Origin of the sequence: Stenotrophomonas sp. CCNWLW162, assembly GCF_037203745.1 — a bacterium.
Taxonomy (GTDB): Bacteria; Pseudomonadota; Gammaproteobacteria; order Xanthomonadales; family Xanthomonadaceae; genus Stenotrophomonas; species Stenotrophomonas maltophilia_AQ.
Map to the genome: position 1 here is coordinate 1 of NZ_JBBCBL010000016.1, position 24,135 is coordinate 24,135.

Genomic DNA, 24,135 nt, shown 5'->3' on the forward strand with positions numbered 1-24,135 from the left:
AGTACGTCCATGTAAGCTCGGTCGCCGCATCCATGCGGCTCACGCCCCCGCAACCGGACCCACCCCGCCTTCGACAGATTTCTGCGATCTGCTGGACATGCCGATGGGGGTCAGATCCGTTTTCCAGAGGAAAACGGATCTGACCCCATTTTCTGATTTCGAAATCTGACAGACATTCATCCACGCGTGGCGTGGATCTACCAGATCGCAGAAATCTGTCAGAGGCGGGGCGGTGTCGGAGTGCGGGGTGTCAGCCGCATGGATGCGGCTGCCAAGCCTACATGGACGTACTTGCGGCGTCCCCGCACTCCGACACCGCCCCGCCACCACACGGAAATCGCGCTTTGGCTGTTGCTGTTGCCGTTGCTTGAATGTTTCGGCGAGTGCAGGGCGCAGCCCTGCCGATACGCAACCTACTTGGCCGCCGCGATCTGCTTTTCGATGTCGGCGGCGGTCACCGGGCCAAGGAAGGTGTGGGCCAGCTTGCCCTGCGGATCCAGCAGATGCGTCAACGGCAGGCCTCGCGGCGTGGCGAAGTCCGCCGGCGGATCGAACGGATCCACGATCACGATCGGATAGGTCACCGGATGCTTGGTCAGGAAAGACTGCATCTCCGGCACCTCGATGTCCTCGTAGGCCAGACCAACCACTTCGATGTTGCTGCGCATCGCATGCAACGCCGACAGCTCCGGCATCTCCTTGCGGCACGGTGCACACCAGGTCGCCCAGAAGTTCACCACCACCCACTTGCCACGATGCGCGGCCAGATCGTAATCACTGCCGTCCACCGCCTTCATCTTCAACGTCGGGAACTCGGCGGTGATGCGCTCGGCCGGGGTCTCATCCACTGGCGCCGGCGTGGTCGGCGTTGGTGCCTGTGCCGGCGGCTGGCTGCTGGCCGGGGTCGGCTCCTGCGCCGGCTTGCAGGCCGACAGCGCCAGCAGCAGGGCCAGCGGGAGCATCAGCGGCAACGAGGTCTTGTGGGTCATGGTGCGTCTCCAGAATCGGTGTAGATGTCGCTGACCTTGCGCTTGAGGCGCTCGCGCAGGGGCAGTCGCAGGTCGTCCAGGGCCGCCAGTGCGGCGCGGCCCAGGGTGTCGTCGCGGTACGGCAGGTGCTGCTCGGCCACTGGAATGCGCAGCTGGGTGCATTCGTACAGGTCAGACAGGCTGACCTGCTCCAGATCGCGCGCGAGCAGCCATTCACCGCGCTCATCACGGCGCAGCAGGCCGATTTCCTGCAGGTTGCAGGCCAGGTCCTGCAGCAGCGAATCGGTCAGCATCGGCTCCAGCCGCAGGATCTCGTCGTCGGCCAGGCCTTTGCCCTTCGCGCGTGCATGGTGGAAGCGTCCCAGCAGGCGCAGCAGGCCGTAGAACTCGTAGCCCTGCGGCAGGCGCAGCTCGACCGGCTGGTACCGGAACGCTGCCATCGACGAGGACAACGACGCGCCCAGCAGCACCGCCACCCAGCACAGATAGATCCACAGCAGCAGGATCGGTACGAAGGCCACCGTGCCATAGAGCTTCTGGTACGACTGGAAGCTGCCCAGGTAAGCACCAATGCCCCACTTCACCAGTTCCAGGATGACGGCGGCGAGGATCGCACCGGGCACCGCATGCCGCCATTTGACCGTGTGGTGCGGCACCACCCGGAACATCAGCGTGATGCAGACGAATTCGATCAGGATCGGCGCCAGCCGCAGCGCCAGGTCGGCCAGCCAGCGGCCCTCCTGGGTCCCGAACAATGGCATCGCAAAGACCCGCGCCGACACTGCCAGCGAGGCGGCGGCGAGCATCGCGCCCAAGGTCAGTACGGTCCAGTAGACCAGGAAGCGGGTCAGCTTGGGCCGGGTCGAGCCCACGCGCCAGATCTGGTTGAAGGTCTCCTCAACGCTGTTGAGGGTGATCAGCAGCGACACCACCAGCGCGATGAAGCCGGCGGCGGTGAGCTGGCCGGCACTGGCCGAGAACTGCCGCAGGTAGCCCTCGGCGGCGCGCGCGGCGTTGGGCACGAAGTTGGAGAAGACGTAATCGCTGAGCTGGTCGCTCCAGCGGTCGAAGACGGGGAAGGCCGAGAGCACGCCGAACACCACGATCGCCAGCGGCACCAGCGCGAACACCGTGGTGTAGGCCAGCGCCGCCGCTGCCTGGAACAGGCGGTCGTCGAGGAAGCGATGCCACAGGAAGCGGCCGAAGCTGATGGCGCGTGCGCGATCCCGCGCGCGCTCCATCCACAGGTTGAGCGTATCCAAAGGTTCCATCGGCGAAAGGGTACCCGATGCGGAATGGTCGCAGGATAGCCATACTGGTGGCCACACGACGAGGAGAAGCGGTCACGATGGGCGAGATTCTGGTGCTGTACTACAGCCGGGGCGGTTCAGTGGCACGGCTGGCGCGCCAGATCGCGCGGGGCATCGGCGAGGTTCCGGGCATGGCAGCGCGGCTGCGCACGGTGCCGCCGGTGGCCGCCGTCACCCAGACCGCGCAGCCGCCGGTACCCGACGATGGCGCGCCCTACGTGAGCGTTCAGGACCTGGTCGAATGCCAGGGCCTGCTGCTGGGCAGCCCGACCCGCTTCGGCAACATGGCCGCGCCGGTGAAGCACTTCCTGGATGGGCTGGGCGCCGAATGGGTCAACGGCACTCTGTCCGGCAAGCCGGCCGGCGTGTTCACCTCCACCGCCTCGATGCATGGTGGCCAGGAATCGACCCTGCTGTCGATGCAGGTGCCGCTGCTGCACCACGGCTGCGTGATCGTCGGCATCCCGTTCACCGAGCCGGCGTTGAGCCATACCACCAGTGGTGGCACGCCCTATGGCGCCAGCCATGTGGCCGGCGCGGCCGATGACCCGCAGCCGACCGACGACGAGGCCGTTCTGGCCCGCGCGCTGGGACGCCGCGTGGCTGACATCGCACAGCGGTTGGCCCGATGAACCGCCCGCCGCGCACGGTCCTGCTGCTGGCCCTGATGGGGCTGGCGGCGCTGTTCGCCGGCTGGTTCATCAATGACAAGCACTGGCTGGCCACCCAGCTGGTGTTCACCGCACCGCCGCTGGCACTGGCCGTGGCGCTGCGCCTGGGCTGGCGCAAGGCTGGCTTCTGGGCCTCGGTGCTGGCGCTGGGCTGGTTCAGCCATGGCGTGATGAGCGCCTGGAGCCACCCGCAGACGCGCTGGCTGGCGCTGATCGAGATCGCGCTGGCGCTGCTGGTGATCTTCAGCGCCAGCCTGCCCGGGCTGCGCGCCCGCTTCGGCAAGCGACGCTGACGCTGCGGCCGCCGGGCCGTATCATCTGTGTTCCTGGCCCCGCGCCGCTGTACCTGTCCTGGTTTCGCGCATGCACATGATGGAAGAGCTCCTGGTCGTCACCACCGGTGGCACGATCGACAAGATCTACTTCGACGACAAGTCGGACTACCAGATCGGCGACCCCCAGATCGGCATGATCCTGCGCGAGCTGGGCGTGACGTTCCGCTTCAACGTGATTCCGATCCTGCGCAAGGATTCGCTGCACATCAACGATGAGGACCGCGAGCTGATCCGCGCCACCATCGCCGCGCAGCCGACCCGCCACGTGCTGGTGACCCACGGCACCGATTCGATGGTGCAGACCGGCCAGGTGCTGGCGACGATTCCGGAGAAGACCATCGTGATGACCGGTGCGCTGAGCCCGGCACGTTTCCGCGGGTCGGATGCCGAGTTCAACATCGGCTGTGCGATCGGTGCAGTGCAGTCGCTGCCGACCGGCGTGTACATCGCGATGAACGGCCGGATCTTCGATCCGCAGCACGTGCGCAAGAACGTGGCCGCGAACCGCTTCGAATCGGTTTGAGGAACAGCGTGCCGACCAGGGTCGGCACCTACCCAAAGAGAAAACGCCCCGGCCGGAGCCGGGGCGTGCCCATGGAGAGGGGCTTGGGCTCAGTACTGGGCGTTGAGGGTCAGGCCCGAGAAGGTGCTGTAGGCCTTCACCCGCACATACCAGGTGCCGGCGGCCGGACTGTTGATGGTGCAGGTCTCGCTGTTGCCACTCAGGTACGGACGGCAGGTATACGCGGTATCGGTCGGGGCACTGCCCTGGCGCACGTACAGGTCGGCATCACCGCTGCCGCCACTGATCGCCACGCGCAGCTGGGTGCTGCCAGCCGGAACGTTGACCGTGTAGCTCAATGAGGCGCCACTGGCAGCGCCCAGGCCGGTGACCGGGACGTTGTTCTGCAGCACGTTGCCGCCCGGGTTCGGGCCACCGCCGTTGATCGCCGCAGCCACGGCCGCGTCGGCGTCGATGATGCCGGCGCCGCAACCACCCGAGCAGGCGCCCGGCAGCGGACGTGCAGTGCTCTTGATGATGCTCTCCACCTGCGCCGGGCTCAGCGGGCTCGGGGCAACGGACTGCATCAGTGCGACCACGCCGGCAACGTGCGGTGCGGCCATCGAGGTGCCGTTGTACGAAGCGTAGCTGGCGCTGCCCGGGGTGGTGGTGCCGCTGTTGAGGGTGGACAGGATGCCCTGGCCCGGTGCCGAGATGTCGATGCCGTTGCCATAATTGGAGAAGCTGGCACGCGCACCGGCCGAGGTGGTGGCTGCCACCGCGATCACGTTCGGGCAGTTGGCCGGCACCGACGAGGACACGTTGGTGTTGCTGTTGCCGGCTGCGACCACCACGGTGGTGCCACGGCCGACAGCGCCATTGATCGCGTTCTGGTAGGTGGTCGAGCAGCTGCCGCCACCGCCGAGCGAGAGGTTGATCACTTCGGCCGGATTGGCATTGGCCGGCACGCCGCTGACGCTGCCGCCGGAAGCCCACACAATCGCGTCGGCGATGTCGGAGGTGTAGCCGCCGCACTTGCCGAGCACACGCACCGGCACGACCTTGGCGTTGAACGCGGTACCGGCCACGCCGGTGCTGTTGTTGGTCGCCGCCGCCACCGTGCCGGCGACGTGGGTACCGTGCCAGCTGGAGTTGGAACCCGGATAGCCGGCCTGGCACTCGTTGTCGCCGTACCAGTCACCTTCATCGTTCGGGTTGTTGTCGCGGCCGTTGCCGTCGCGCGCCATCGCGGCGTCGCTGATGAAGTCATAGCCGGGCAGGATGTTGGCGTTGAGATCGGCATGGTTGGTGATGCCGGTATCGATCACCGCGACTACGACGCCGGTGCCGGTGGCCTTGTCCCAGGCCGGCCGGATGTTGATGCCGGCATTGGAGGTGCCGAAGCCCCATTGCTCGCTGAAGCGGGTGTCGTTCGGGGTCAGCGTGGCGCGCATGATCTGGTCGACTTCGACGTATTCCACGTTCGGGTCGGCGGCCAGCTTGCGCATCAGCTGCTCGGATTCGGCCTGGTCGAGCGGACGATCGGTCTTGACCAGGGTCGGGCCGACGGCCAACTTGCGGACCTGCTGCAGGCCCAGCGCGCGGCCCTGGCTGCTGGCCAGGCCGGCGGCGGCACTCTTCAGTGAAGAGGCCAGTGCGGTGGTATTGGCCACCGGGGCACTGCCGTCGCGGTACTTCACGATGAAACGCTGGTGGGTCTGCGCGGACTGCAGGCCGCTGAGCTGGACGTCACCGGCCAGCGCAGGCGTGACCAGCAGCAGCGATGACAGAACGGACGCACCAAGGACCACCCACACTCGACGCACACGCGGTTGCGTTACCTGGGACATCGTATTTCCCTTTCTTGTGGTGTGAATGCCGGAATCGGCAGAAGCACCGGCCCGAACCATGGGCTGGCTTGCATTGGCGAGGTTCGAAGTCCGGCGAGTCAGCGGATCCCCCTAACGATCCGCCGTGCAGATGACGCTAATGACCAAAACCGGACACCACAAGATTTTCAGCGTCTTTTCAGCAAGATGAAATGTTCGTTCTGAGACTTTTCGGGTCGAGGGTTTGTGAAGGTGAAGGAACTTTCTCGTGCCCTGCACGCACCTGACTGGGTCATCACGTGTCCTGTGATGACTTTGCCGACATCGGCGTCCACGCCCCCCGTAACGACCGCGCAGCATCCAGGCGGTGCCCCGGCCGGCCCTCGTCGGACGCGCTGACTACTTCGCCCGCGGAACGCCCGCTGGCCGGATGCGCTGCCCTTTGACCGGCTCGCCGCGTGCAACCGGCTGGCCATCGGCGATGTAATCGGAGAACTGTGCCGGCAACGCTTCGCCGACACCGAACACCGGCCCGGCCTGCAGCTGGTAGTGCAGGTGCGGTTCGGAGGAATTGCCGCTGTTGCCACAGTCACCGAGGTGCGCGCCGCTGCGGACAACCTGCCCCTGCGCGACGCGCACGCTGCCTTGGCGAAGGTGCGCCAGCACCGAGTACTCCTCGTTGCCGTGATCGAGAATGACGCGGTTGCCGGTGAGCTGGGCGGCATTCATCTGACCCGGCACGTTGTCGGCCACACCCTCGATCACGTCCACCACCGTACCGTCAGCCGGCGCAAGGATCGGGCGACCGAAGCAGTAGTAGTCATCGTTGCGCAGGCCATCGCCACGGTGCGAGCGGCCATCGCGGACCACCAGCAGATCCAGCGCGAAGCGCTGACCGGCATGGGCCGCATGGTAGTTCTGTTCGACGCTACGCCCGCCCCAGAATACGAAGTACTCATCCTCGAACGGCAGTTGCAGCCGTGTGCGGGTCTGGTAGTCGAGGAACCCGCTCGCCGCGGCCTGTGGCGGCGTGGCCTGGAGCGGGCGGATGTAGAAGCCGCCGATCCGCCCGTCGGCATCGATGGCCCACAGCACCTGGATGATGGCCGGGCTCCTGGCGAAGCGCGCCTGTCGCAGATAGGTGTCGAATCCATCAACCTTCTCGACCTTCTCACTGACCAGCTCGGTTTCTGCGCCCCAACCCGCCAGCACCTGCTCGCGCAGCGTCACCAGGTTCTGCGGAGACTGCAGCCCCGCCCGCATCTGCGGCGTCATCCGTTCCCACAGGGCGTCGATGTGCCCTTCATAGAACTGCGTGGTCAGCGCAGCTCCCTGTTGGCGCGGATCTGCGGCCGCGGCCACGCCTGTGAGGGCAGAAAAGGAAACAACCAGAACCGCAAACAGGCGCGGGAGCAATGTCATGTCAGGAGTCCTTTCGATCCGGATCGGGAATGCCGGCAACGATCGCCGCCAGCTGCGTGCGGTACTCGGCCAGGGCAGTGCGGCCCATCGGCGTCAACTGCAGGGTGGTCAGTGGGCGCTTGCCGCGGAACGACTTGTCGATGGCGACCAACCCTGCCGCTTCAAGCTTGCTCAGATGGCTGGAGAGGTTGCCCTTGCTCAACCCGCTGAGATGCTCGACAAATCCGAACTCGGCGGATTCAGCACCTGCCAGGATCGACAGGATCAGCAGGCGTGCCGGCTCATGGATCAAGCGATCGAGCTGGAGCAGCGCTCGGGAATCGGGCAGCTGGGTCATTCGACGTTCGTCCGCGCCGCCATGAACGCGCGCATCTCCACCTGCAGCCGCTGGAAGCGCTGGTGGTCACGCCAGCCGGCCACGATCAGTGCGATGGATGCCAGCGGGAACACGACGGTGCTCGCGCCGAAGCCATACGCCTGCCCGGTGAAGGCCAGCGCGGCCTGGCACAGCAGGAATACGCCCACAATGAACTCCAGCGGCGTACGCAGCCAGCGCCACACCACCCAGGGCAACAGTGCCACCACGACCAGGTAGCCCATCGCGCGCAGGTCCCAGGGGCGTTCGCCCATCGGCGCCAGCCGGGTCAGCACGCTGCCGATCACCAGCACGCTCACCAAGGCGGTGAAGGCGATGAAGAAGCGCTGGAAGTTGCGCTCGGCCGGCGTCACCTGCTCCTCGACCTGGCCCAGACGCTGGTAGTAGCGACGCGCCAGCCACTGCTTGCCGACGATCCACAGCACCGGTACGGCGATCAGCACGACGCGCAGCGTCAGGGTGGTCGGCAACAGCGCGCCCGCAAGGAAGGAGGCCAGACAGGCAACACCGCCCGCGATCGCCGACAGGCCACCGGCACTGCGCGAGTAACGCGAGTATTCACGGGTCAACGCCTGCAGGCGCGAGGAAGGATCAATGACGGACGGCTGCTGCATGACACGCTCCATCGGGGTCGCTTGAATTAAGTTTGCATCGCAAACTTATTTGCGTCAAGCGCCTATCTGCTGCGGTCGACGGGCGGGCCCCAACGCAGAAAGCCCGTCACTGGGACGGGCTTTCAAGAAGAGCCGCCGGGCATGGCCCGGCGCTACAGGTTCAACGCGGGCGATCAGCCCAGCTTGACCAGCCAGTTGTGGCGGTCCGGCAGGCGGCCGTACTGGATATCCGTCAGTTCCTTGCGCAGCGACATGGTCACTTCGCCAGCCGGTGCATTGATGTCGCCCACCGAGAAGCCTTCGCCCTTGAGCTGGCCGATCGGGGTGACCACTGCGGCGGTACCGCAGGCGAACACCTCAGCGATGTCGCCGGAGGCCACGCCCTGCTTCCACTCGTCGATGCTGACCTTGCGCTCTTCGACCTTCATGCCGCGGTCGCGGGCCAGCTGCAGGATGCTCTCGCGGGTGATGCCTTCGAGGATGCTGCCGGACAGCTGTGGGGTGACCAGGGTGCCATCCTTGTAGACCAGGAACACGTTCATGCCACCCAGTTCTTCCAGGTACTTGCCCTCGACCGGGTCGAGGAACAGCACCTGCGAGCAGCCTTGCGCCTGCGCCTTCTGCTGCGGCAGCAGCGAGGCGGCGTAGTTGCCACCGCACTTGGCGGCACCGGTGCCGCCCTTGGCCGCACGTGCGTACTCGGTGGACAGCCAGATCGACACGGGCGCCACGCCCTTGGCGAAGTACGGGCCGGCCGGGCTGGCGATCACGTAGTAGCCGGCCTTGTGCGCGCCGCGCACGCCAAGGAAGGCTTCGTCGCCGATCATGAACGGACGGAAGTACAGGCTCGACTCATCGGCCGACGGCACCCAGGCGCTGTCGACGGCGATCAGCTGCTTCAGCGATTCAACGAAGATCTCCACCGGCAGTTCCGGCAGCGCCAGGCGCTGCGCCGAACGCTGCAGGCGGCGGCCGTTGGCATCCGGGCGGAAGGTCCAGATCGAACCGTCGGCATGGCGGTAGGCCTTGATGCCTTCGAAGATTTCCTGGCCGTAATGCAGCACCGCGGCGGCCGGGTCCAGCTGCAGCGGGCCGTAGGCACGCACGTTGGCGTTGTGCCAGCCAGTGTCCTTGTCCCAACGCACTTCCACCATGTGGTCGGTGAAGTGCAGGCCGAAGCCCGGCTTCTCCAGGATCTGGGCGCGCTCTTCAGCGCTGCGCGGGTGGTCCGAACGGGTGACGGCGAAGCTGGGAATGGACTGGGACACCGGAGATTTCCTGTTCTGGTTGCGGGTAGTACCGGGCCCGCGTCACTGCGGGCCGTGGGTCAAAGCATGCCGGTCTCGAGCCGGGCAGCCTCGGACATCATGTGCTGGTTCCACGGCGGGTCGAACACCAGCTCGACGTCGGCCTCGGCCACCGTCGGGATCATTTCAAGCTTGCTGCGTACGTCGTCGACCAGGATGTCGCCCATGCCGCAGGCCGGCGCGGTCAACGTCATCTTTACGTCGATCTCGCGCTGTCCTTCGTCCAGGTGCTTGATCTCGACCTCGTAGACCAGGCCCAGTTCGACGATGTTCACCGGAATTTCCGGATCGAAGCAGGTGCGCAGCTGCTGCCACACCAACTGCTCCACCTGCTCGTCGGTCGCATCGGCCGGCAGCTCCAGCGGAGCCGGCGCCTCCTTGCCGATGGCGTCACCGTCCTTGCCGGCGATACGGAACAGGTTGCCTTCCACGAACACCGAATAGCTGCCGCCCAGCGCTTGGGTGATGTACCCATAGCTGCCGGCGGGCAGGGTCACGGTGTCGCCCTGCGGGACCATCACGGCCTCGCAATCGCGTTCGAAGTGGACAGGTTCGCTGCTACGGGAATACATGGGGACCGATATGGGGCCGTGGCCAAGGCCACGCAAGACGGCATTCTAGCCCAGCCGCCCTACCCTCGCCGGTGCACTGCGGCAAACCACAGTATCCTGTGGATGACTTTCAGGGAGCTTCGATGTCCTCCAATGCCGCGCGTGCCAGGACCGTGACCTGGCTCTGGCCCCTCATGCTGCTGCTGGGCCTGCTTGTTGCTCCCCTTGCCTGGATGGTGCTGGCCCTGATGACCGGCCGGCAGGTCGGCTGGATGGCCGTGGTGACCGCACTGGAGCTGGTGTTCATGCTGCGCATGGGCACGCTGGGCCCGGGCCGGTTGCGCATCACCCTGGTGGTGCTGGGCACGTTGCTGGTGGCTGCGGTGGCCAACTGGACCATCGCCAGCGCCTGGATGGGTGGCTCGATCGGGCTGGACCTGTGGGATGCGACCACGCGGATGGGTCCGCACCTGGCCTGGACGCTGATCACCCTCGCCAATGGCGCGATGGAATGGCTGTGGCTGGCCCTGGGTGTGGCTGTGGGCGCCTGGCTGGCACGCTGAGCGCGTAGATCCACACCATGCGTGGATGGCGGATGTTGGATGTGGGGTCAGAGCCCTTTCCTGCGGAAAGGGATCCGACCCCGTTCCCTCAATGCCCCCCGTCGAGCCCCTTCAGCTCACTGACCAGCGAGGCCGCGGCTTCTGCACCATCGCCGTACAGCATGCGGGTGTTGTCAGCGTAGAACAGCGCATTCTCGATGCCTGCAAAGCCAGTGCCCTTGCCGCGCTTGATCACCACCACGTTGCGGGCGTTGACCACATCCAGCACCGGCATGCCGTAAATGGGGCTGGCCGGGTCGGTGCGCGCGACCGGATTGACCACATCGTTGGCGCCGATCACCAGCACCACGTCGGTGTTGGCGAATTCCGGGTTGATGTCATCCATGTCGGCGATCAGGTCGTAGGGCACGCCGGCCTCGGCCAGCAGCACGTTCATGTGCCCCGGCATGCGTCCGGCCACCGGGTGGATCGCGAACTTCACCTTCACCCCGCGTGCGATCAGCCGCTGTGCCAGCTCCCAGATCTTGTGCTGGGCCTGGGCGACGGCCATGCCGTAGCCGGGCACGATCACCACGCGTTCGGCGAAGGCCATCATCGCCGCCACGTCAGCTGCTTCGATCGGCTTCTGCGAACCGGAAATCACCTGCGCCTCGCCCGCCGCAGCGCCGCCGAAGTTGGAGAACAGCACGTTGCGGATCGGCCGGTTCATCGCCTTGGCCATCAGCCGGGTCAGCAGGATGCCCGCCGCGCCGACCATCATGCCGGCGATGATCAACGCCTCGTTGCCCAGCACATAGCCTTCGAACGACACCGCCAGGCCGGTGAACGCGTTGTACAGCGAGATCACCACCGGCATGTCGGCACCACCGATCGGCAGCGTCATCAGCACGCCCAGCGCCAGCGCCAGCACGAAGAAGGCGACGATCGCCCAGGTGTTGAGCGTGCTGGCCGCGATGATCGCCAGCACCACCACCGCCAGTGCCACCACCAGGTTCATCACCTGCTGCCCGGGCCAGGTCACGCGCTTGTCGAGGCGACCGTCGAGCTTGGCCCAGGCAATCACCGAGCCGGACAGCGACACCGCACCGATGGCCGCGCCGACCACCGCCAGCAGCAGCACCATGCCCGAGGGTTGGCGGGCAGCGAGGTCGGCCAGCGCCTGTGCGCTCCAGTGGCTGGTATCGCGGTTGGCGAGGAAGGCGTAGCGCAACAGTTCCACTGCACCGATGGCCGCGGCCGAGCCGCCGCCCATGCCGTTGTACAGGGCCACCATCTGCGGCATGTCGGTGATGGCGACCTTGCCGGCCGACCACCACGCCAGGCCGGCGCCCAGCAGCAGCGCCACCAGGATCAGCGGCACGTTGTGCAGCTCGGGCAGGAAGAAGGTGGCCACGGTGGCCAGCAGCATGCCCAGCCCTGCCCAGCGGATGCCGCTGCGTGCAGTCAGCGGCGAGGCCATGCGTTGAAGGCCGAGCAGGAACAGCGTGGCGGCGACCAGGTAGCTGGCCTTGACCAGCCAATCGAGCAGTTCGATGGTGCTGATGTTCAAGCCTGCGGCTCCTTCGGTTCGTCCTTGTCGCGCTTGGGCGCACTCGGCTTGAACATTTCCAGCATGCGTGCGGTGACCACGTAGCCACCGGCGGCATTGCCGGCACCGAGCACCACGGCCAGGAAGCCCAGTGCCTTTTCCAGCGGCGTCTGCGCGTGACCCAGCACCACCATCGCGCCGATCAGCACGATGCCGTGGATGAAGTTGGACCCCGACATCAGCGGGGTATGCAGGATCACCGGCACCCGCGAAATGATCACGTGGCCGGCAATGGCCGCCAGCATGAAGATGTACAGCGCTACGAACCCGTCACTCACTGGCAACGCTCCCGCTCTGTCTTCGTCGCCCCATCATAACCATGGGCTGAACCCGGCGCGCGCACGGCGTCAACCAAAGCCGCGCTCACGCGTTGCCAATGGTGACCCCGAGCGAGGAACCGTACCCTGTGCTGGTGAGCAGCCCCCTCCCCCCGAGCGCCGAGACCGATGCCCTGCCGGCATCGCTGGAGGCGTTCCTGGCCAGCGTCGGCCCGCGTGCGTTCCGCTTCGCCGAGGCCGGCCTGCGCCAGCGCGAGGATGCGCTGGACGCGGTGCAGGATGCCCTGCTGCGCATGCTGGACTACGCCGACAAGCCGGCCGCCGAATGGGCACCGCTGTTCTGGAGCATCCTGCGCCGGCGGGTGATCGACCTGCAGCGCCGGCGCCGCTTCCGCCTGCCGTTCTGGCGTGACAACCAGGACGCCGACGGCGGCGAGATCGACTGGGCCGACCCCGGCCCCGACCCGTCGCAGGCGCATGAGCAACACCAGCAGTACCAGCAGCTGGTGCAGGCACTGCGCACCCTGCCCGCCCGCCAGCGCGAGGCCTTCACCCTGCGCGTGCTGCAGGACCTGGACGGGGCCACCACCGCCCGCGCCATGGGCTGCAGCGAAGGCGCGGTAAAAACCCATCTGGCACGCGCCCGGCAAGCGCTGCAGGACTACCTGGAGACCCACCCGTGAACCGCCCCCTGCCTTCCGATGACACCCTGCGCAGCCTGCACGCGCAGTCGCTGCAGGCGTTGTCGCCGGCGACGCTGGCACGGCTGCGCCAGGCCCGCCATGGCGCCGGCGCGGCCCATCGCGGGCGCTGGCGCTGGTGGCTGGCCAGCGCCTGTTCGCTGGTGGTGGCACTGGGTATCGGCCTGCAGTTCACTGGCCATGGCACGCTGACGGGCCCTGCGCCAGCACCGGTGCTGGCGGCAGTGGAAGACAACAGCGCGCTGTACGACGAGAATCCTGATCTGTACCTGTGGCTGGGCGACAACGACCTGGCGATGGAGTGAACCCATGTCCCGACTGCATACCCTGCCACTCTTGCTGGCCCTGTCGCTGTTGCCGGCCGTCCCGGCGCTGGCACAGAGCGCCGCACCCGCCCCTGCCCCGCGTCCCGTGCCGACCGCACCGCTGCCGGCATGGGAACAACTGAGCGACGCCCAGCGCGAATCCCTGCTGGCGCCGCTGCGCGACCGCTGGAACAGCGCCGACGCTGGCCAGCGCCAACGCATGCTCTCGCATGGCCAGCGTTGGCAATCGATGAGTCCGGAGGAACGCGACAAGGCCCGCCGTGGGCTACGCCGCTTCGAACACATGAGCCCGGAGCAGCGCGAGCAGGCGCGTGCCCTGTTCGGCCAGATGCGTGATTTGCCACCGGCGCAGCGCGACGCCCTGCGCGAGCGCTGGTCACAGATGACGCCGGAACAGCGCAAGGACTGGGTGCGGGAAAATCCGCCGCCGGCGAAGCCGCGGTAACACGGTAGCGCCGGGCCATGCCCGGCGGATCCAGTGCCTTCCGCTGCGCTCGCCGGGCATGGCCCGGCGCTACCGGGTCACGCCTGCCAGCGCGTCTTCGCCAGCAGCTCGTCGTCCCAGTCGAACGCCAGCTGCCCCTCACGCACGAACAACGCGACGAAATTCAGCAGGTTGCGCGCGTACATCTCGCTGGCCTGGGTCGCGCCGCGACTGGCCAGCCCCAGCGGACCATCGATGGTCACGCCCTGGTGCTCGATGCACTCACCCGGCCGGGTCAGCGCGCAGTTGCCGCCACTTTCGGCGGCCAGATCAACGATCACGCTGCCGGTGGCCATGCCTTCCACCATTGCGGCAGTCACGATCGTCGGCGCCGGTCGCCCCGGTACCGCTGCGGTGCAGATCACCACATCCACGCTACGCAGATGGTCGGCCAGCCGGCGCTGCTGTTCGGCGCGCTCTTCATCGGTCAGCGCACGCGCGTAACCGCCTTCGCCTGCCGCGCTGACGCCCAGGTCGAGGAAACGCGCCCCCAGCGACTGTATCTGCTCGCGGGTTTCCGGACGCACGTCGAAACCTTCCACCTGCGCACCCAACCGGCGCGCGGTGGCGATGGCCTGCAGGCCGGCCACGCCGGCACCGATTACCAGAACCTTGGCCGGACGCACGGTTCCGGCTGCCGTGGTCAGCATCGGGAAAAAGCGCGGTGCGCGCTCGGCCGCGATCAGCGCGGCCTTGTAACCGGCCATGCCGGCCTGCGAACTGAGTACGTCCATCGCCTGCGCGCGGGTGGTGCGTGGCAGCTGCTGCAGGGGGAACAGGTGCAGGCGATCGTCAGCGGCCAATGCTGCAAGCGCCGGATCACTGGCCGGGGTCAGCAGTCCGACCACGCTGGCGGCGGGTTTGAGCTGCTCCAGCACCGCCGCCGGCGGCGCCTGCACGCACAGCAGGATGTCGATCTCGCCCCAACGGCTGGCGTCGAAGACCCGCGCGCCGGCATCATCATAGGCAGCATCGGTGAAACCGGCAGCAAGGCCGGCACCGGCTTCGTACCAGACGCTGACGCCCAGCGCGCCGAGCTTGCGCGCGGTTTCCGGCGTCAGTGCTACGCGCCGTTCACCCGGCGCGGACTCCTTGATCCCCAGCAACGCCACGGCCATGCAGGTCCCCGCTGATCGGTGTGTTTTCCCGATCCTAGCAGGCCGTCACTGCTCAGTGCAGGGTGGCGTTGCCCGGGTCCAGCCGATCGATCACGCCCTGCATGGCGCTGTCGAAGGCGCCGTCGTCAACGTGGGCACGCAGGCGGCCCAACCGCACCATCACCGCCAGTTCCTCCGGCGAAGCCACGCAGAAGCGCACGCCACGGCGGTTGACGAACAACAGGCGCGAGGAAATCGGGCTGACCCAGGACAGCTTGCCGGCCTGGACCTTGCCGTCCTTGTCGACGAAGTCCAGCCAGTTACCGATCTCCATGCGACGGAAGCGATCGGCGTCGGCATTGTCGAAGTCATCGGCGTCGATCTGACCGCTCAACTCCACTGCGGGCGACTCGGCCACCGGCGGCGCCGGCAATGCGACCTGCGGCAGCTCCGGCAGCGCGCGCTGCAGTTCCGGGCGCGACTCGGCGATGCCCTGCAACGTGTCATGCAAGGCGTCGATCGCCCCGGTAGCCGCATCGCCGTGCACGCCGACGCTGGCAAACACCTTGGCCAGCACCGGCTGCCAGGCCTGCAGCCACGGCTTGCCGACAATCTGCCGGCGTGCCTCGGCCACTTCCTCCAGGAGGCCGTCGCCGAGGCTCAATGCCTCGGCCACCGACGCGCCTTCTTCGCCCTCGCGCAGCAGCGCCAGGGTCAGGTGGTGCTGCCACGGCTGGCGCAGAAACTCGGCAATGGCCGGCGGCAGGGAAGCATCGCCGATGCGGCGGTCCAGTTCGGCGCCGGCACGGCTGCGAGCCATTTCCAGCTTTTCCTGGCCACGCTGCGTTTCGGCGGCGCGACGCTCGGCAATTTCCACGCGGCGGCGATGCTGCACGAGGAATTCGCGGAACTCTTCTTCCAGGGTCAGGAAGATGGCCAGGTTCTCGTTGAACTCGGCCACCAGGCGCTCGATGATTTCCTCGACCTTGGCCATCAGCATGCGCTCGGCCTGGCTCTCGCCGGTGTTGCCTTCGCAGGCCTCGGCCAGCGAGTTGAGCAGCTTGCGCGCCGGGTGGGTCTTCTGCACGAACATGCGGCGATCAAGCATGGCGACCTTGACGAAGGGCACCACCAGACGGCCGATCAGTTCGCGCGAGCGGCCCTCCAGCTCGCGTTCGTCCAGCATCACGTCGAACAACATGCCGACCAGGTCGATCGCATCTTCGTCCTGCGGATCCAACCGGCTCTGGCCGGGGTCGACGCCAAGCCGGGTGGCGCTGGACAGGACTTCGCTCTTCAGCCGCTGCGCCAGCGATTCGCCGTCCTCACCGATGGCTGCGCGCAGGGTCGCGCTGGGCGTGGCCTGCAGCAGCGACAACACCGACATCATCTCGCGCTGGCTCAACGGGCGATGCTGGCCAACTGCAACCTGTGCGGCCGACGTTGCATCCTCGCGCACATGGCGGGTCTGCTGCAGCAGTTCGTGCAGCGCTTCCAGCAGCATGCCCTGCTGGCCCACGTAGGCCTCGCCGGTTCCGCCGTCTTCGCCAGCCAGATGCTGCTGCATGTGGCCGCGGCGCTCGGACCAGCGTGCGGCGAAGCGCTGCGCCCACGCCGGTGCGGCCTGTTCGTCATCGCCGGATTCAGCATCGAAGCCCACGCCCTGACGCTGCTCGACCAGATCGTCCAGGCCTGAAGGCACGCGCGGCTCGGGCGCGGCTGACAACGGACGCTGCTGCGCCCCCATCTGCGACATCACCCCGGCAGCAGCCAGTTGTTCGTCCAGCTTCTCGTAGATGCGGCCCACCGGCGCGCGCAGGTCGCGCTCGCACAGCTTGATCAGCACCAGATGCACTTCCGGGGCCAGCTCGCAGCCGGCAAAGGCTTCGTGGATGGCCACGCCCAGGTGCTCGGGGCTGATCGGGTTGTGGTCGGCATCCAGTTCGGGTCCACCGATCAGCCGGCCCAGGCGGCGATCCAGCCGCGCCAGCACCGGCTTGAAGTCGCGCAGCAGCACGGTGGCGAAGTTGCGCACCGCCAGCCGCGATTCCAGTACGTGTTCATCCAGCAGGCTGAGGCTGTCCTCGGCCGGACCCGACAGGGTCGCCTCGGCCGACAGCGGCTCACCGTTGGCCAACGCATCCCAGGCCAGCTGCAGGTGGCTGGCGAAGGCGGCAGCAATGTCCTCGCGGCGGCGGCGCAGTTCGCGCATCGCATCAAGGAACAACAGCTGCGACGAGCCAGCATTGCCGGCACGGTCGAACAGGGCATCGTCGAAACGCGCCAGTGCGGCCCCGAAGGCCTGGCACAGGGCAGGCAGGACCGCCTCCCGGGCACGCTGGAGCTGTGCCGGGTCACGGCCCGGCGATCCCATCGGTGTGGGCGCGCTCATCATTCGGGAAGGCTCCCCACCTTCTCTGGTTCGACAGACAGCATGGACATCGCGACGACCGGTACACCCCATGTACCGGTACGTCGATGGTAGGCCGGCCAGCCCATCACGGACAGTGAAACAGTCCTCACTTCAAACCTCATGACCGGCGGCCCGGCAAGATAGATATCGTAAGCCGTGCAAGGCCTGCGAGGCGAGGGGAAGCGGCCGTCCTTTTCCCGCCAGTGGCATGACGTTCATCACAGTTTGATATTCAAGGTCCGGACGCGACACAAACGGCGTCTTTGACCACCCCGACTATAATCAAACACCCGTGATGACCGGTTCAGACTCCATGCCCGACCCCGCCGCCCTGCTCGCCCTGGATGCCCGCCGCTCAGTGCCCTCGCGGCAACTGGGCGAGCCTGGACCGGACCCGGCTACTCTGCAGCGGATGCTGGTCTCCGCGGTGCGTGTGCCTGACCACGGCAAGCGCGTGCCGTTCCGCTTCCTGAAGATCGCTGGCGATGCACGTCACACTCTGGGCGACTTCCTGGCAGAGCGCAGCCGCCAGCGCGACCCGCACGCGGGCGACGCCGTGTTCGAGAAAGACCGCCAGCGTTTCAGCCATGCGCCGTTGGTGATCGTGGTGGTGACCAGCCCGCGCCCGGACCCGAAGGTGCCCGAGCAGGAACAGCTGATGACCGCCGGCTGCGTCTGCTTCGCCCTGCTGCAGGCCGCGCAGGCGCTGGGCTTCGGTGCGCAATGGCTGACCGCATGGATGGCCTTCGATCCAGCCGTGCATGCCCATCTGGGCTTGGCCGAGGGCGAGGGCATCGCCGGCTTCATCCACATCGGCACGCCGAAGGCCGAAGTGCCCGAGCGCGAGCGCCCCGACGCCGCCGCCCTGCTGCAGGACTGGACCGGGCAGTGAGCGCCGTAAGTGTTCCGCCGGTGCCGCCGCCGCTTTATCTGGTCGATGCCAGCATCTATGTGTTCCGCGCCTGGCATTCGCTGCCGGACGAGTTCCAGGACAGCCAGGGCTGGCCGACCAACGCCGTGCACGGCTTCGCCCGCTTCCTGCTGGACCTGCTCGAGCGCGAACGCCCCCGGCACATCGCCATCGCCTTCGACGAGGCGCTGGACAGTGGCTTCCGCCATCGCCTGTATGCGGCCTACAAGGCCAACCGCGACCCGGCGCCGGAAGCGCTGAAGCGCCAGTTCGTGCACTGCAAGGCCCTGTGTGCGGCGCTGGGCCTGGTGGTGCTGGCCCACCACGATTACGAAGCCGACGACCTGATCGGCAGCGCGCTGCACCAGCACCGGCACAGCCATCGCGGCCTGATCATCTCCGCCGACAAGGACCTGTCGCAGCTGCTGCTGGACCACGATGAGCAGTGGGATTACGCACGCAACCAGCGCTGGAACGTAGCCGGGGTGAAGGCGCGGCACGGCGTGCATGCGCACCAGATCGCCGATTACCTCGCGCTGTGCGGCGATGCGGTGGACAACATTCCCGGCATCAGCGGCGTGGGCGCCAAGTCGGCGGCGGTACTGCTGGCCCATTTCGGCAGCCTGGACGCGTTGTACGAACGCCTGGACGAAGTGCCCTTCCTGCGCCTGCGCGGCGCCGCCCAGATGGCCGTACGCCTGCGCGAACAGCGCGAGCACGCCCAGCTCTGGCGGCAGCTGACCACCATTGCCCTGGACGCGCCGCTGGAAGGCTGCCAGCCCGGCCTGCTGCGGCAGTCAGCCGACCCGGAACTACTGGGCGGCCTGTGCCAGGCGCTGCGCTTCGGCCCGCTGACCCGCCGCCGCCTGTTCAACGCCGCAGGCGTGAACGATCCCGGCGCTGCCACCACAGCCGGCATGTCCGACCCTTTCCCCACTTCCAGCGAGCCCGCATGAGCCAGAGAAACACCGAAGCACCGCGCGTCGTTTACGAAGGCAAGTACCAGCGCATGGTCGTGCGTGGCACCTGGGAATACAGCGAACGCACCCACGCCGGTGGCCTGGCGGCGATCATCATCGCCGTTACCCCGGAGGACAAGGTGCTGTTCGTCGAACAGTTCCGCGTGCCGCTGCAGGCGCCCACCATCGAGATGCCGGCCGGCCTGGTCGGCGACGTCGATGCCGGCGAATCGATCGAGGTCTCGGCCGTACGCGAACTGGAAGAAGAAACCGGCTGGACCGCCGATCACGCCGAAGTGCTGATGATCGGCCCGACGTCCTCCGGCGCCAGCAGCGAGAAGATCGCCTTCGTCCGTGCCACCGGCCTGCGCCGGATCGGCGAAGGTGGAGGCGATGACAGCGAGGACATCACCGTGCACGAGATCCCGCGTGCACAGGCGGCGGCGTGGCTGGTGCAGAAGATGGGCGAAGGCTACGAGCTGGACGCCAAGCTCTGGGCCGGCCTGTGGATGATCGAGCATCACCTGGACGGGCGCCCACGTGGCTGACGCCGACCTGCACTCACTACCGGCGCTGCTGGGTGCCGGTGATCCTGCGATCTACACGATCCACCGGCCGCAGGGCGCTTCGCCGTACCTGCTGCTGGCCGACCACGCCGGCCAGCAGGTGCCGCGCGCCCTCGCCGGCCTGGGCTTGCCGCAGGTCGAACTGGATCGCCACATCGGCTGGGACATCGGCATTGCCGGCACCACCCGCGCACTGGCCGAACGGCTGGATGCCTGGGCAATCGAACAGACCTATTCGCGGCTGCTGATCGACTGCAACCGCCCGCTGGCCTCGCCGACGCTGATTCCGGAAGTGAGCGACCACACCGTGGTACCGGGCAACGCCGGGCTGTCGGCGGCGCAGCGGCAGCAGCGCATTGATGCTGTCCACGCGCCGTACCACGCACGCATCGACGCGGAACTGGACGCACGCCGCGATGCCGGTCGCCCCACCCTGCTGGTCATGATGCACAGCTTCACCCCGGCGATGAACGGCGCACAGCGACCGTGGCATGCCGGCGTGCTGTACCACCAGGACACGCGTTTTGCCCATGCCTTGCTGCAGGCACTGCGCGAGGAAGGCGATCTGGTGGTGGGTGACAACGAACCGTATTCGGTCAGCAGCACCAGCGACTACGCGGTACCTGTGCATGGCGAGGGCCGCGGTCTGGTGCATGTGGAACTGGAAATCCGCCAGGATCTGATCGCCGATGCCGCCGGGCAGCTGGCGTGGGCGCAGCGGCTGGCGCGGATCTTCAGCGCGTTGCAGCCGCAGTTGCTGGCATTGGGTTGAACGCGCGTGGATCCATCCCGGGTTGTTAGTGCCGGCCGCTGGCCGGCAACCTCAGGGTAGTTGGGTCATTGTGTTTGCCGGCCAGCGGCCGGCACTACCACTACTGTTGCCGGGCGCAGGCCCAGCGCGATGACCACGCCGAACGCGGCGAACAGCGCGGCGCCGTACTGTGCATTGACCATGCCCTGCAGCGCATCAGGGCTGGTTGCCGCCTGCATGCCGCGCGCGGCGTTGGCCACCATCACCAGTACCGCCAGTCCCAACGCGCCGCCGATCTGCTGTGCGGTGGCGGCCATGCCGGACGCCACACCCTGCTGCGGCCCCGGCACGCCGTGCCCGGCCACGATCCACATCGCCGTCCAGCTCATGCCCTGGCCCACGCTGAGCACCACGATGCCCGGCAGCAGCGGCCAGTAGCTGGCGCCATGCGGCATCGCCAGCGCCACCGCGGTGATGCCGATGGCACCGGCGGCGAAGCCCCAGGCCAGCACCTGCCGTGGCGAACGGCGCCGCAGCATGCGTTCGGCAATGCGGATGCCGAAGGTGCACACCAATGTCGGCAGCAGGAAGGCCATGCCGGCCTGCAGCGGGCTCCAGCCATAACCATCCTGGAAGTAGAGCGCCAGGAAGTAGTACTGCACGCCATAGCTGCTCATGAAGGCGAAGGTCAGACCGAGCGCCGCGCGCAGGCCGGGCAAGCGCAGCAGCGCGAACTGCATCAGCGGGTCACGGCTGCGCTTTTCGATCTGCACGAACACCGTCAACAGTACGGCTGACAGCAGCAGGCAGATGAGCGTGGCCGGCGCAGTCCAGCCCCATTCCGGGCCCTGCACCAAGGTGGTAACCAGCAGGCTGCCGCCGGCGGTGACGGTGAGGCAACCGGCCAGGTCGAAGGAACGGCCGTGCACGCGCGGGCCGTCGGCCGGCAGCCACGCACCGGCAGCAAGCGCGCAGGCGGTGGCCAGCGGCACGATCACCGCCAGCACTGCCGGCCAGCCGAACGCCTGGGTCAGCACGCCACCAAGCAGCGTGCCCAGCGCCAGACCAACTGCGCTGGCCATGCTCCAGATCGCCAGCGCACGATTGCGCACCGGGCCTTCGGCGTACAGCGTGTTGATCAGCGCCAGCGTGGCCGGGAACAGCAGCGCCGCCCCGACGCCTTGCGCGGCGCGCGCGATGATCAACAGCGTGGCATTCGGCGCCAGCGCGCCGAGCAGCGAGGCCAGCGCGAACAGCAGCATGCCCAGCCGGTAGAAGCGACGGCGGCCAATCAGGTCGGCGGCGCGCCCGCCCAGCAGCAGGCTGCCACCGAAGGCCACGGTGTAGGCACTGACCACCCATTGCAGCTGCTGCGCATTGATCTGCAGCGCGCGCCCCATGTCATGCAGGGCGACGAAAATGATGGTGGCATCCAGGGCGATGATCAGCTGGGCGGTGGCGAGCAGGGTCAGCGCCCAGCGCGGGTATTTGAGGGGAGGCATCGGCGGTCTGGCACGGTGGGGGAACGCAGTCTCATTGATGCAGCCCAATCAATAAACCCCTAAGCGACCATATCTGTCATGATTTTCAGCATGAATGCAGCCTCGATGGACCTCAACGCAGTGCGCATGTTGGTGCAGGTGGCCGAAGCCCGCAGCTTCACCGTGGCCGCCGGCCAGCTCGGCCTGAGCCAATCCGGCCTGTCGCGCGCGATCGGGCGGCTGGAGGCCAGCCTGGGAGTGAAGCTGCTGCAGCGGAACACCCGCAACGTGGCACTGACTCCGGACGGCCGCCAATTCGTCGAACAGGTGTCGCCGCTGCTGGCCGGCCTCGACGATGCCGAGCGGCAGTTGGCCGACCGTCCGTGCACGCCCTCAGGCACGCTGAAGATCAGCGCGCCGTCGATGTTCGGGCGCAGGGTGCTGGTGCCTTTGCTTGGGCCGTTGCTGCAGCAGCATCCGCACCTGCAGGTGGAAGCGGTACTCAGCGACCGCCTGGTGGATCTGGTGGAGGAAGGCTTCGACGCCGCCCTGCGCACCGGCACCATCGCTGATCAGCGCATGGTGGCGCGTCCGTTGAAGCCACTGCGCTGGGTGACGGTGGCAAGCCCGGGTTACCTGGCCCGCTGCGGCGCGCCGGTCGATGTGGCGGCGCTACAGGATCACGCCTGCCTGGCGGTGCGCAACCTGCGCAGCGGCCGGCTGGTGGACTGGCAGTTCCTGCAGGACGGGCAGCTGCGCGAGGTCACGCCGCCGACGCGGATGGTGTTTGACTGCGGCGACCCGTTGGTGGAGGCAGCGATTGCGGGCATCGGCATCGTGCAGGTGATGGATTTCGCGGTGGCCGACGCGTTGGCCGATGGCCGCCTGCAGCGCGTGCTGCAGCCGTTTGAAGGCCGCAGCCGCGCGCTGTCGTTGATCTATCCGCCTTCGCGGCAGCATTCACCGAAACTGCAGGTGCTGGCCGACGCGTTGCTGGCCGGGGATTGGTAGATCCACGCCTTGCGTGGATGAGCGTTGGTAGCGCCGGGCCATGCCCGGCGAGCCGCATTGCGGCGGCGGAATGGAATGCCGCCGGGCATGGCCCGGCGCTACCGGTAAGGCGTTGCCGGCCAGCGGCCGGCACTACCTGCAATCAGGCGAAGCTGTCCGTCGCGCGCACCAGCGCGTCCACGTTCTCGGCTTCGAACGCCGAGTGACCCGACGCCGGGGTGATTTCCAGCTTCGCCTTCGGCCAGACCTTGGTGAGGTCCCAGGCGTTGGCCAGCGGGCAGACCACGTCGTAGCGGCCATGCACGATCACGCCCGGGATGTCGGCGATGCGGTGCGCGTCGCGTAGCAGCTGGTCTTCCACTTCGAAGAAGCCACCGTTGACGAAGTAGTGGTTCTCGATGCGTGCGAAGGCCAGCGCGAAATGCGGGTCTTCGTGGCTGTTGATGAAGTCGTCGTCCACATGCAGGAAGCTGGTCGCGCCTTCCCACACCGCCCACGCCTTTGCCGCTTCCAGGCGGGTGGTTTCGTCTTCACTGGTCAGGCGGCGGTGGAAGGCCGAGATCAGGTCATGACGTTCCACCGACGGGATCGGCTTCAGGTAGTGCTCCCACGCATCCGGGAACAGGCGGTTGGCGCCTTCCTGGTAGAACCATTCCAGCTCCCAGCGACGCAGCATGAAGATGCCGCGCAGGACCAGTTCGGTCACTCGCTGCGGATGGGTTTCGGCGTAGGCCAGCGCCAGGGTCGAGCCCCAGCTGCCGCCGAACACCTGCCAGCGATCGACCTTCAGATGCTCGCGCAGCTTCTCGATATCGGCGACGAGGTCCCAGGTGGTGTTGTCCACCAGGTCGGCGTGCGGGATGGAACGACCGGCGCCGCGCTGGTCGAACAGGATGATGCGGTACTTGGACGGGTCGTGGAACTGGCGCATTTTGTCGCTGCAACCACCGCCCGGGCCACCGTGCAGCATCACCACCGGCTTGCCGTCCGGGTTGCCGCACTGTTCGAAGTACAGCGTGTGGCGGTCGTCGACCTTCAGGGTGCCGACGTCGTAGGGGGTGATGGCGGGGTACAGCGTACGCATGCTTGCAGCTCCAGGGT

General features: G+C 67.4%; 26 protein-coding genes. 12 read left to right on the top strand and 14 right to left on the bottom strand.

Annotated features, from left to right (window positions below; genetic code table 11):
* Positions 1 to 413: 413 nt before the first annotated feature.
* Together V9K93_RS20590 and V9K93_RS20595 are read right to left on the bottom strand one after the other, a co-directional pair.
* Positions 414 to 989 (bottom strand): TlpA family protein disulfide reductase, encoded by a 576-nt coding sequence (locus tag V9K93_RS20590; protein ID WP_253078074.1) that lies wholly within the window; start codon positions 987 to 989, stop codon positions 414 to 416.
* The gene (locus V9K93_RS20595; RefSeq protein ID WP_046985223.1) at positions 986 to 2,260 is read right to left on the bottom strand and encodes a YihY family inner membrane protein; all 1,275 of its coding nucleotides are present in this window, start codon (positions 2,258 to 2,260) and stop codon (positions 986 to 988) included. Before V9K93_RS20595 ends, V9K93_RS20590 begins: the two co-directional genes overlap by 4 nt.
* 77 nt (positions 2,261 to 2,337) lie before the next feature.
* Here V9K93_RS20595 and wrbA point away from each other — a divergent pair, with 77 nt between their 5' ends.
* The 3 genes from wrbA to V9K93_RS20610 all read left to right on the top strand — a co-directional run bounded on the left by wrbA (position 2,338) and on the right by V9K93_RS20610 (position 3,828).
* Positions 2,338 to 2,931 carry an NAD(P)H:quinone oxidoreductase gene (wrbA, locus tag V9K93_RS20600; protein ID WP_046985222.1) on the top strand — a complete coding sequence of 198 codons (594 nt, stop codon included), beginning with the start codon at positions 2,338 to 2,340 and terminating at the stop codon, positions 2,929 to 2,931.
* Complete coding sequence (locus V9K93_RS20605; protein ID WP_046985221.1) at positions 2,928 to 3,263, top strand: DUF2069 domain-containing protein; 336 nt, start codon at positions 2,928 to 2,930, stop codon at positions 3,261 to 3,263. Before wrbA ends, V9K93_RS20605 begins: the two co-directional genes overlap by 4 nt.
* Positions 3,264 to 3,342: 79 nt before the next feature.
* Positions 3,343 to 3,828, top strand: a complete 486-nt coding sequence (locus V9K93_RS20610; RefSeq protein ID WP_046985220.1) for an asparaginase domain-containing protein — start codon at positions 3,343 to 3,345, stop codon at positions 3,826 to 3,828.
* An 89-nt stretch (positions 3,829 to 3,917) separates the two neighbouring features.
* On the opposite strand, the gene V9K93_RS20615 is transcribed toward V9K93_RS20610, so the two are convergent.
* The 6 genes from V9K93_RS20615 to sufT all read right to left on the bottom strand — a co-directional run bounded on the left by V9K93_RS20615 (position 3,918) and on the right by sufT (position 9,927).
* On the bottom strand, positions 3,918 to 5,657 hold the full coding sequence (locus V9K93_RS20615) for a S8 family peptidase (RefSeq protein ID WP_337303134.1): 1,740 nt from the start codon (positions 5,655 to 5,657) through the stop codon (positions 3,918 to 3,920).
* A gap of 378 nt (positions 5,658 to 6,035) precedes the next feature.
* Positions 6,036 to 7,058: a M23 family metallopeptidase gene (locus V9K93_RS20620; RefSeq protein WP_337303135.1), complete on the bottom strand. Its 1,023-nt coding sequence runs from the start codon at positions 7,056 to 7,058 to the stop codon at positions 6,036 to 6,038.
* Position 7,059: 1 nt separating this feature from the next.
* Positions 7,060 to 7,395, bottom strand: coding sequence for a transcriptional regulator (locus tag V9K93_RS20625; RefSeq protein ID WP_046985218.1), 336 nt, complete (start codon positions 7,393 to 7,395; stop codon positions 7,060 to 7,062).
* Positions 7,392 to 8,048, bottom strand: a complete 657-nt coding sequence (locus tag V9K93_RS20630) for a hypothetical protein (RefSeq protein ID WP_046985217.1) — start codon at positions 8,046 to 8,048, stop codon at positions 7,392 to 7,394. The genes V9K93_RS20625 and V9K93_RS20630 overlap by 4 nt, the downstream gene beginning before the upstream one ends.
* A 173-nt stretch (positions 8,049 to 8,221) precedes the next feature.
* Positions 8,222 to 9,316, bottom strand: a complete 1,095-nt coding sequence (locus V9K93_RS20635; RefSeq protein ID WP_046985216.1) for a branched-chain amino acid aminotransferase — start codon at positions 9,314 to 9,316, stop codon at positions 8,222 to 8,224.
* Positions 9,317 to 9,375: 59 nt separating this feature from the next.
* Complete coding sequence (gene sufT, locus V9K93_RS20640) at positions 9,376 to 9,927, bottom strand: putative Fe-S cluster assembly protein SufT (protein WP_004144911.1); 552 nt, start codon at positions 9,925 to 9,927, stop codon at positions 9,376 to 9,378.
* Between the two features lie 122 nt (positions 9,928 to 10,049).
* On the opposite strand from sufT, the gene V9K93_RS20645 reads away from it, so the two are divergent.
* Complete coding sequence (locus V9K93_RS20645; RefSeq protein ID WP_295380482.1) at positions 10,050 to 10,469, top strand: hypothetical protein; 420 nt, start codon at positions 10,050 to 10,052, stop codon at positions 10,467 to 10,469.
* 88 nt (positions 10,470 to 10,557) lie between these two features.
* Here the strand turns inward: V9K93_RS20645 and V9K93_RS20650 are convergent, their stop codons facing one another.
* Positions 10,558 to 12,018: an NAD(P)(+) transhydrogenase (Re/Si-specific) subunit beta gene (locus tag V9K93_RS20650; RefSeq protein WP_337303136.1), complete on the bottom strand. Its 1,461-nt coding sequence runs from the start codon at positions 12,016 to 12,018 to the stop codon at positions 10,558 to 10,560.
* Positions 12,015 to 12,335 carry an NAD(P) transhydrogenase subunit alpha part 2 gene (locus V9K93_RS20655; RefSeq protein WP_046985213.1) on the bottom strand — a complete coding sequence of 107 codons (321 nt, stop codon included), beginning with the start codon at positions 12,333 to 12,335 and terminating at the stop codon, positions 12,015 to 12,017. Before V9K93_RS20655 ends, V9K93_RS20650 begins: the two co-directional genes overlap by 4 nt.
* 98 nt (positions 12,336 to 12,433) lie before the next feature.
* Between V9K93_RS20655 and V9K93_RS20660 the strand changes: the two genes are divergently transcribed.
* From V9K93_RS20660 to V9K93_RS20670, 3 genes are read left to right on the top strand one after another with little or no spacing between them, the layout of a single operon-like run.
* Positions 12,434 to 13,018 carry an RNA polymerase sigma factor gene (locus V9K93_RS20660; RefSeq protein ID WP_136639803.1) on the top strand — a complete coding sequence of 195 codons (585 nt, stop codon included), beginning with the start codon at positions 12,434 to 12,436 and terminating at the stop codon, positions 13,016 to 13,018.
* Positions 13,015 to 13,341: a DUF3379 domain-containing protein gene (locus V9K93_RS20665; RefSeq protein ID WP_136639802.1), complete on the top strand. Its 327-nt coding sequence runs from the start codon at positions 13,015 to 13,017 to the stop codon at positions 13,339 to 13,341. The genes V9K93_RS20660 and V9K93_RS20665 overlap by 4 nt, the downstream gene beginning before the upstream one ends.
* Before the next feature lie 4 nt (positions 13,342 to 13,345).
* On the top strand, positions 13,346 to 13,807 hold the full coding sequence (locus V9K93_RS20670) for a DUF3106 domain-containing protein (RefSeq protein WP_136639801.1): 462 nt from the start codon (positions 13,346 to 13,348) through the stop codon (positions 13,805 to 13,807).
* A gap of 77 nt (positions 13,808 to 13,884) precedes the next feature.
* Here V9K93_RS20670 and V9K93_RS20675 read toward each other — a convergent pair whose 3' ends face one another.
* A complete protein-coding gene (locus V9K93_RS20675) occupies positions 13,885 to 14,964 on the bottom strand; it encodes an NAD(P) transhydrogenase subunit alpha (RefSeq protein WP_337303137.1) in 1,080 nt (359 codons plus the stop codon).
* Between the two features lie 52 nt (positions 14,965 to 15,016).
* Positions 15,017 to 17,338, bottom strand: coding sequence for a PacR family protein (locus tag V9K93_RS20680; RefSeq protein WP_046985208.1), 2,322 nt, complete (start codon positions 17,336 to 17,338; stop codon positions 15,017 to 15,019).
* Positions 17,339 to 17,669: 331 nt separating this feature from the next.
* On the opposite strand from V9K93_RS20680, the gene V9K93_RS20685 reads away from it, so the two are divergent.
* From V9K93_RS20685 to V9K93_RS20700, 4 genes are read left to right on the top strand one after another with little or no spacing between them, the layout of a single operon-like run.
* Positions 17,670 to 18,248 carry a nitroreductase family protein gene (locus tag V9K93_RS20685; RefSeq protein WP_046985227.1) on the top strand — a complete coding sequence of 193 codons (579 nt, stop codon included), beginning with the start codon at positions 17,670 to 17,672 and terminating at the stop codon, positions 18,246 to 18,248.
* Complete coding sequence (locus V9K93_RS20690) at positions 18,245 to 19,222, top strand: 5'-3' exonuclease (RefSeq protein ID WP_248298516.1); 978 nt, start codon at positions 18,245 to 18,247, stop codon at positions 19,220 to 19,222. Before V9K93_RS20685 ends, V9K93_RS20690 begins: the two co-directional genes overlap by 4 nt.
* The gene (locus tag V9K93_RS20695) at positions 19,219 to 19,773 is read left to right on the top strand and encodes an NUDIX hydrolase (protein WP_046985207.1); all 555 of its coding nucleotides are present in this window, start codon (positions 19,219 to 19,221) and stop codon (positions 19,771 to 19,773) included. Before V9K93_RS20690 ends, V9K93_RS20695 begins: the two co-directional genes overlap by 4 nt.
* On the top strand, positions 19,766 to 20,563 hold the full coding sequence (locus tag V9K93_RS20700; protein ID WP_295380489.1) for an N-formylglutamate amidohydrolase: 798 nt from the start codon (positions 19,766 to 19,768) through the stop codon (positions 20,561 to 20,563). The genes V9K93_RS20695 and V9K93_RS20700 overlap by 8 nt, the downstream gene beginning before the upstream one ends.
* A gap of 65 nt (positions 20,564 to 20,628) precedes the next feature.
* On the opposite strand, the gene V9K93_RS20705 is transcribed toward V9K93_RS20700, so the two are convergent.
* Complete coding sequence (locus tag V9K93_RS20705; RefSeq protein ID WP_295380490.1) at positions 20,629 to 22,044, bottom strand: MFS transporter; 1,416 nt, start codon at positions 22,042 to 22,044, stop codon at positions 20,629 to 20,631.
* Between the two features lie 105 nt (positions 22,045 to 22,149).
* Here V9K93_RS20705 and V9K93_RS20710 point away from each other — a divergent pair, with 105 nt between their 5' ends.
* Entirely contained in the window at positions 22,150 to 23,034 is an 885-nt protein-coding gene (locus tag V9K93_RS20710) for a LysR family transcriptional regulator (RefSeq protein ID WP_295380496.1), read from the top strand.
* A gap of 142 nt (positions 23,035 to 23,176) precedes the next feature.
* Here the strand turns inward: V9K93_RS20710 and pip are convergent, their stop codons facing one another.
* Complete coding sequence (pip, locus tag V9K93_RS20715) at positions 23,177 to 24,118, bottom strand: prolyl aminopeptidase (protein WP_046985204.1); 942 nt, start codon at positions 24,116 to 24,118, stop codon at positions 23,177 to 23,179.
* Positions 24,119 to 24,135: the final 17 nt, after the last annotated feature.

Coding starts and splice junctions, on each gene's coding strand:
- V9K93_RS20660 (WP_136639803.1), top strand. CDS start 12,434: ATGGTGACCCCGAGCGAGGAACCGTACCCTGTGCTGGTGAGCAGCCCC.
- V9K93_RS20695 (WP_046985207.1), top strand. CDS start 19,219: ATGAGCCAGAGAAACACCGAAGCACCGCGCGTCGTTTACGAAGGCAAG.
- sufT (WP_004144911.1), bottom strand. CDS start 9,927: ATGTATTCCCGTAGCAGCGAACCTGTCCACTTCGAACGCGATTGCGAG.
- V9K93_RS20615 (WP_337303134.1), bottom strand. CDS start 5,657: ATGTCCCAGGTAACGCAACCGCGTGTGCGTCGAGTGTGGGTGGTCCTT.
- V9K93_RS20620 (WP_337303135.1), bottom strand. CDS start 7,058: ATGACATTGCTCCCGCGCCTGTTTGCGGTTCTGGTTGTTTCCTTTTCT.
- V9K93_RS20625 (WP_046985218.1), bottom strand. CDS start 7,395: ATGACCCAGCTGCCCGATTCCCGAGCGCTGCTCCAGCTCGATCGCTTG.
- V9K93_RS20685 (WP_046985227.1), top strand. CDS start 17,670: ATGCCCGACCCCGCCGCCCTGCTCGCCCTGGATGCCCGCCGCTCAGTG.
- V9K93_RS20670 (WP_136639801.1), top strand. CDS start 13,346: ATGTCCCGACTGCATACCCTGCCACTCTTGCTGGCCCTGTCGCTGTTG.
- V9K93_RS20675 (WP_337303137.1), bottom strand. CDS start 14,964: ATGGCCGTGGCGTTGCTGGGGATCAAGGAGTCCGCGCCGGGTGAACGG.
- V9K93_RS20605 (WP_046985221.1), top strand. CDS start 2,928: ATGAACCGCCCGCCGCGCACGGTCCTGCTGCTGGCCCTGATGGGGCTG.
- V9K93_RS20610 (WP_046985220.1), top strand. CDS start 3,343: ATGGAAGAGCTCCTGGTCGTCACCACCGGTGGCACGATCGACAAGATC.
- V9K93_RS20595 (WP_046985223.1), bottom strand. CDS start 2,260: ATGGAACCTTTGGATACGCTCAACCTGTGGATGGAGCGCGCGCGGGAT.
- V9K93_RS20645 (WP_295380482.1), top strand. CDS start 10,050: ATGTCCTCCAATGCCGCGCGTGCCAGGACCGTGACCTGGCTCTGGCCC.
- V9K93_RS20680 (WP_046985208.1), bottom strand. CDS start 17,338: ATGATGAGCGCGCCCACACCGATGGGATCGCCGGGCCGTGACCCGGCA.
- V9K93_RS20630 (WP_046985217.1), bottom strand. CDS start 8,048: ATGCAGCAGCCGTCCGTCATTGATCCTTCCTCGCGCCTGCAGGCGTTG.
- wrbA (WP_046985222.1), top strand. CDS start 2,338: ATGGGCGAGATTCTGGTGCTGTACTACAGCCGGGGCGGTTCAGTGGCA.
- V9K93_RS20705 (WP_295380490.1), bottom strand. CDS start 22,044: ATGCCTCCCCTCAAATACCCGCGCTGGGCGCTGACCCTGCTCGCCACC.
- pip (WP_046985204.1), bottom strand. CDS start 24,118: ATGCGTACGCTGTACCCCGCCATCACCCCCTACGACGTCGGCACCCTG.
- V9K93_RS20590 (WP_253078074.1), bottom strand. CDS start 989: ATGACCCACAAGACCTCGTTGCCGCTGATGCTCCCGCTGGCCCTGCTG.
- V9K93_RS20710 (WP_295380496.1), top strand. CDS start 22,150: ATGGACCTCAACGCAGTGCGCATGTTGGTGCAGGTGGCCGAAGCCCGC.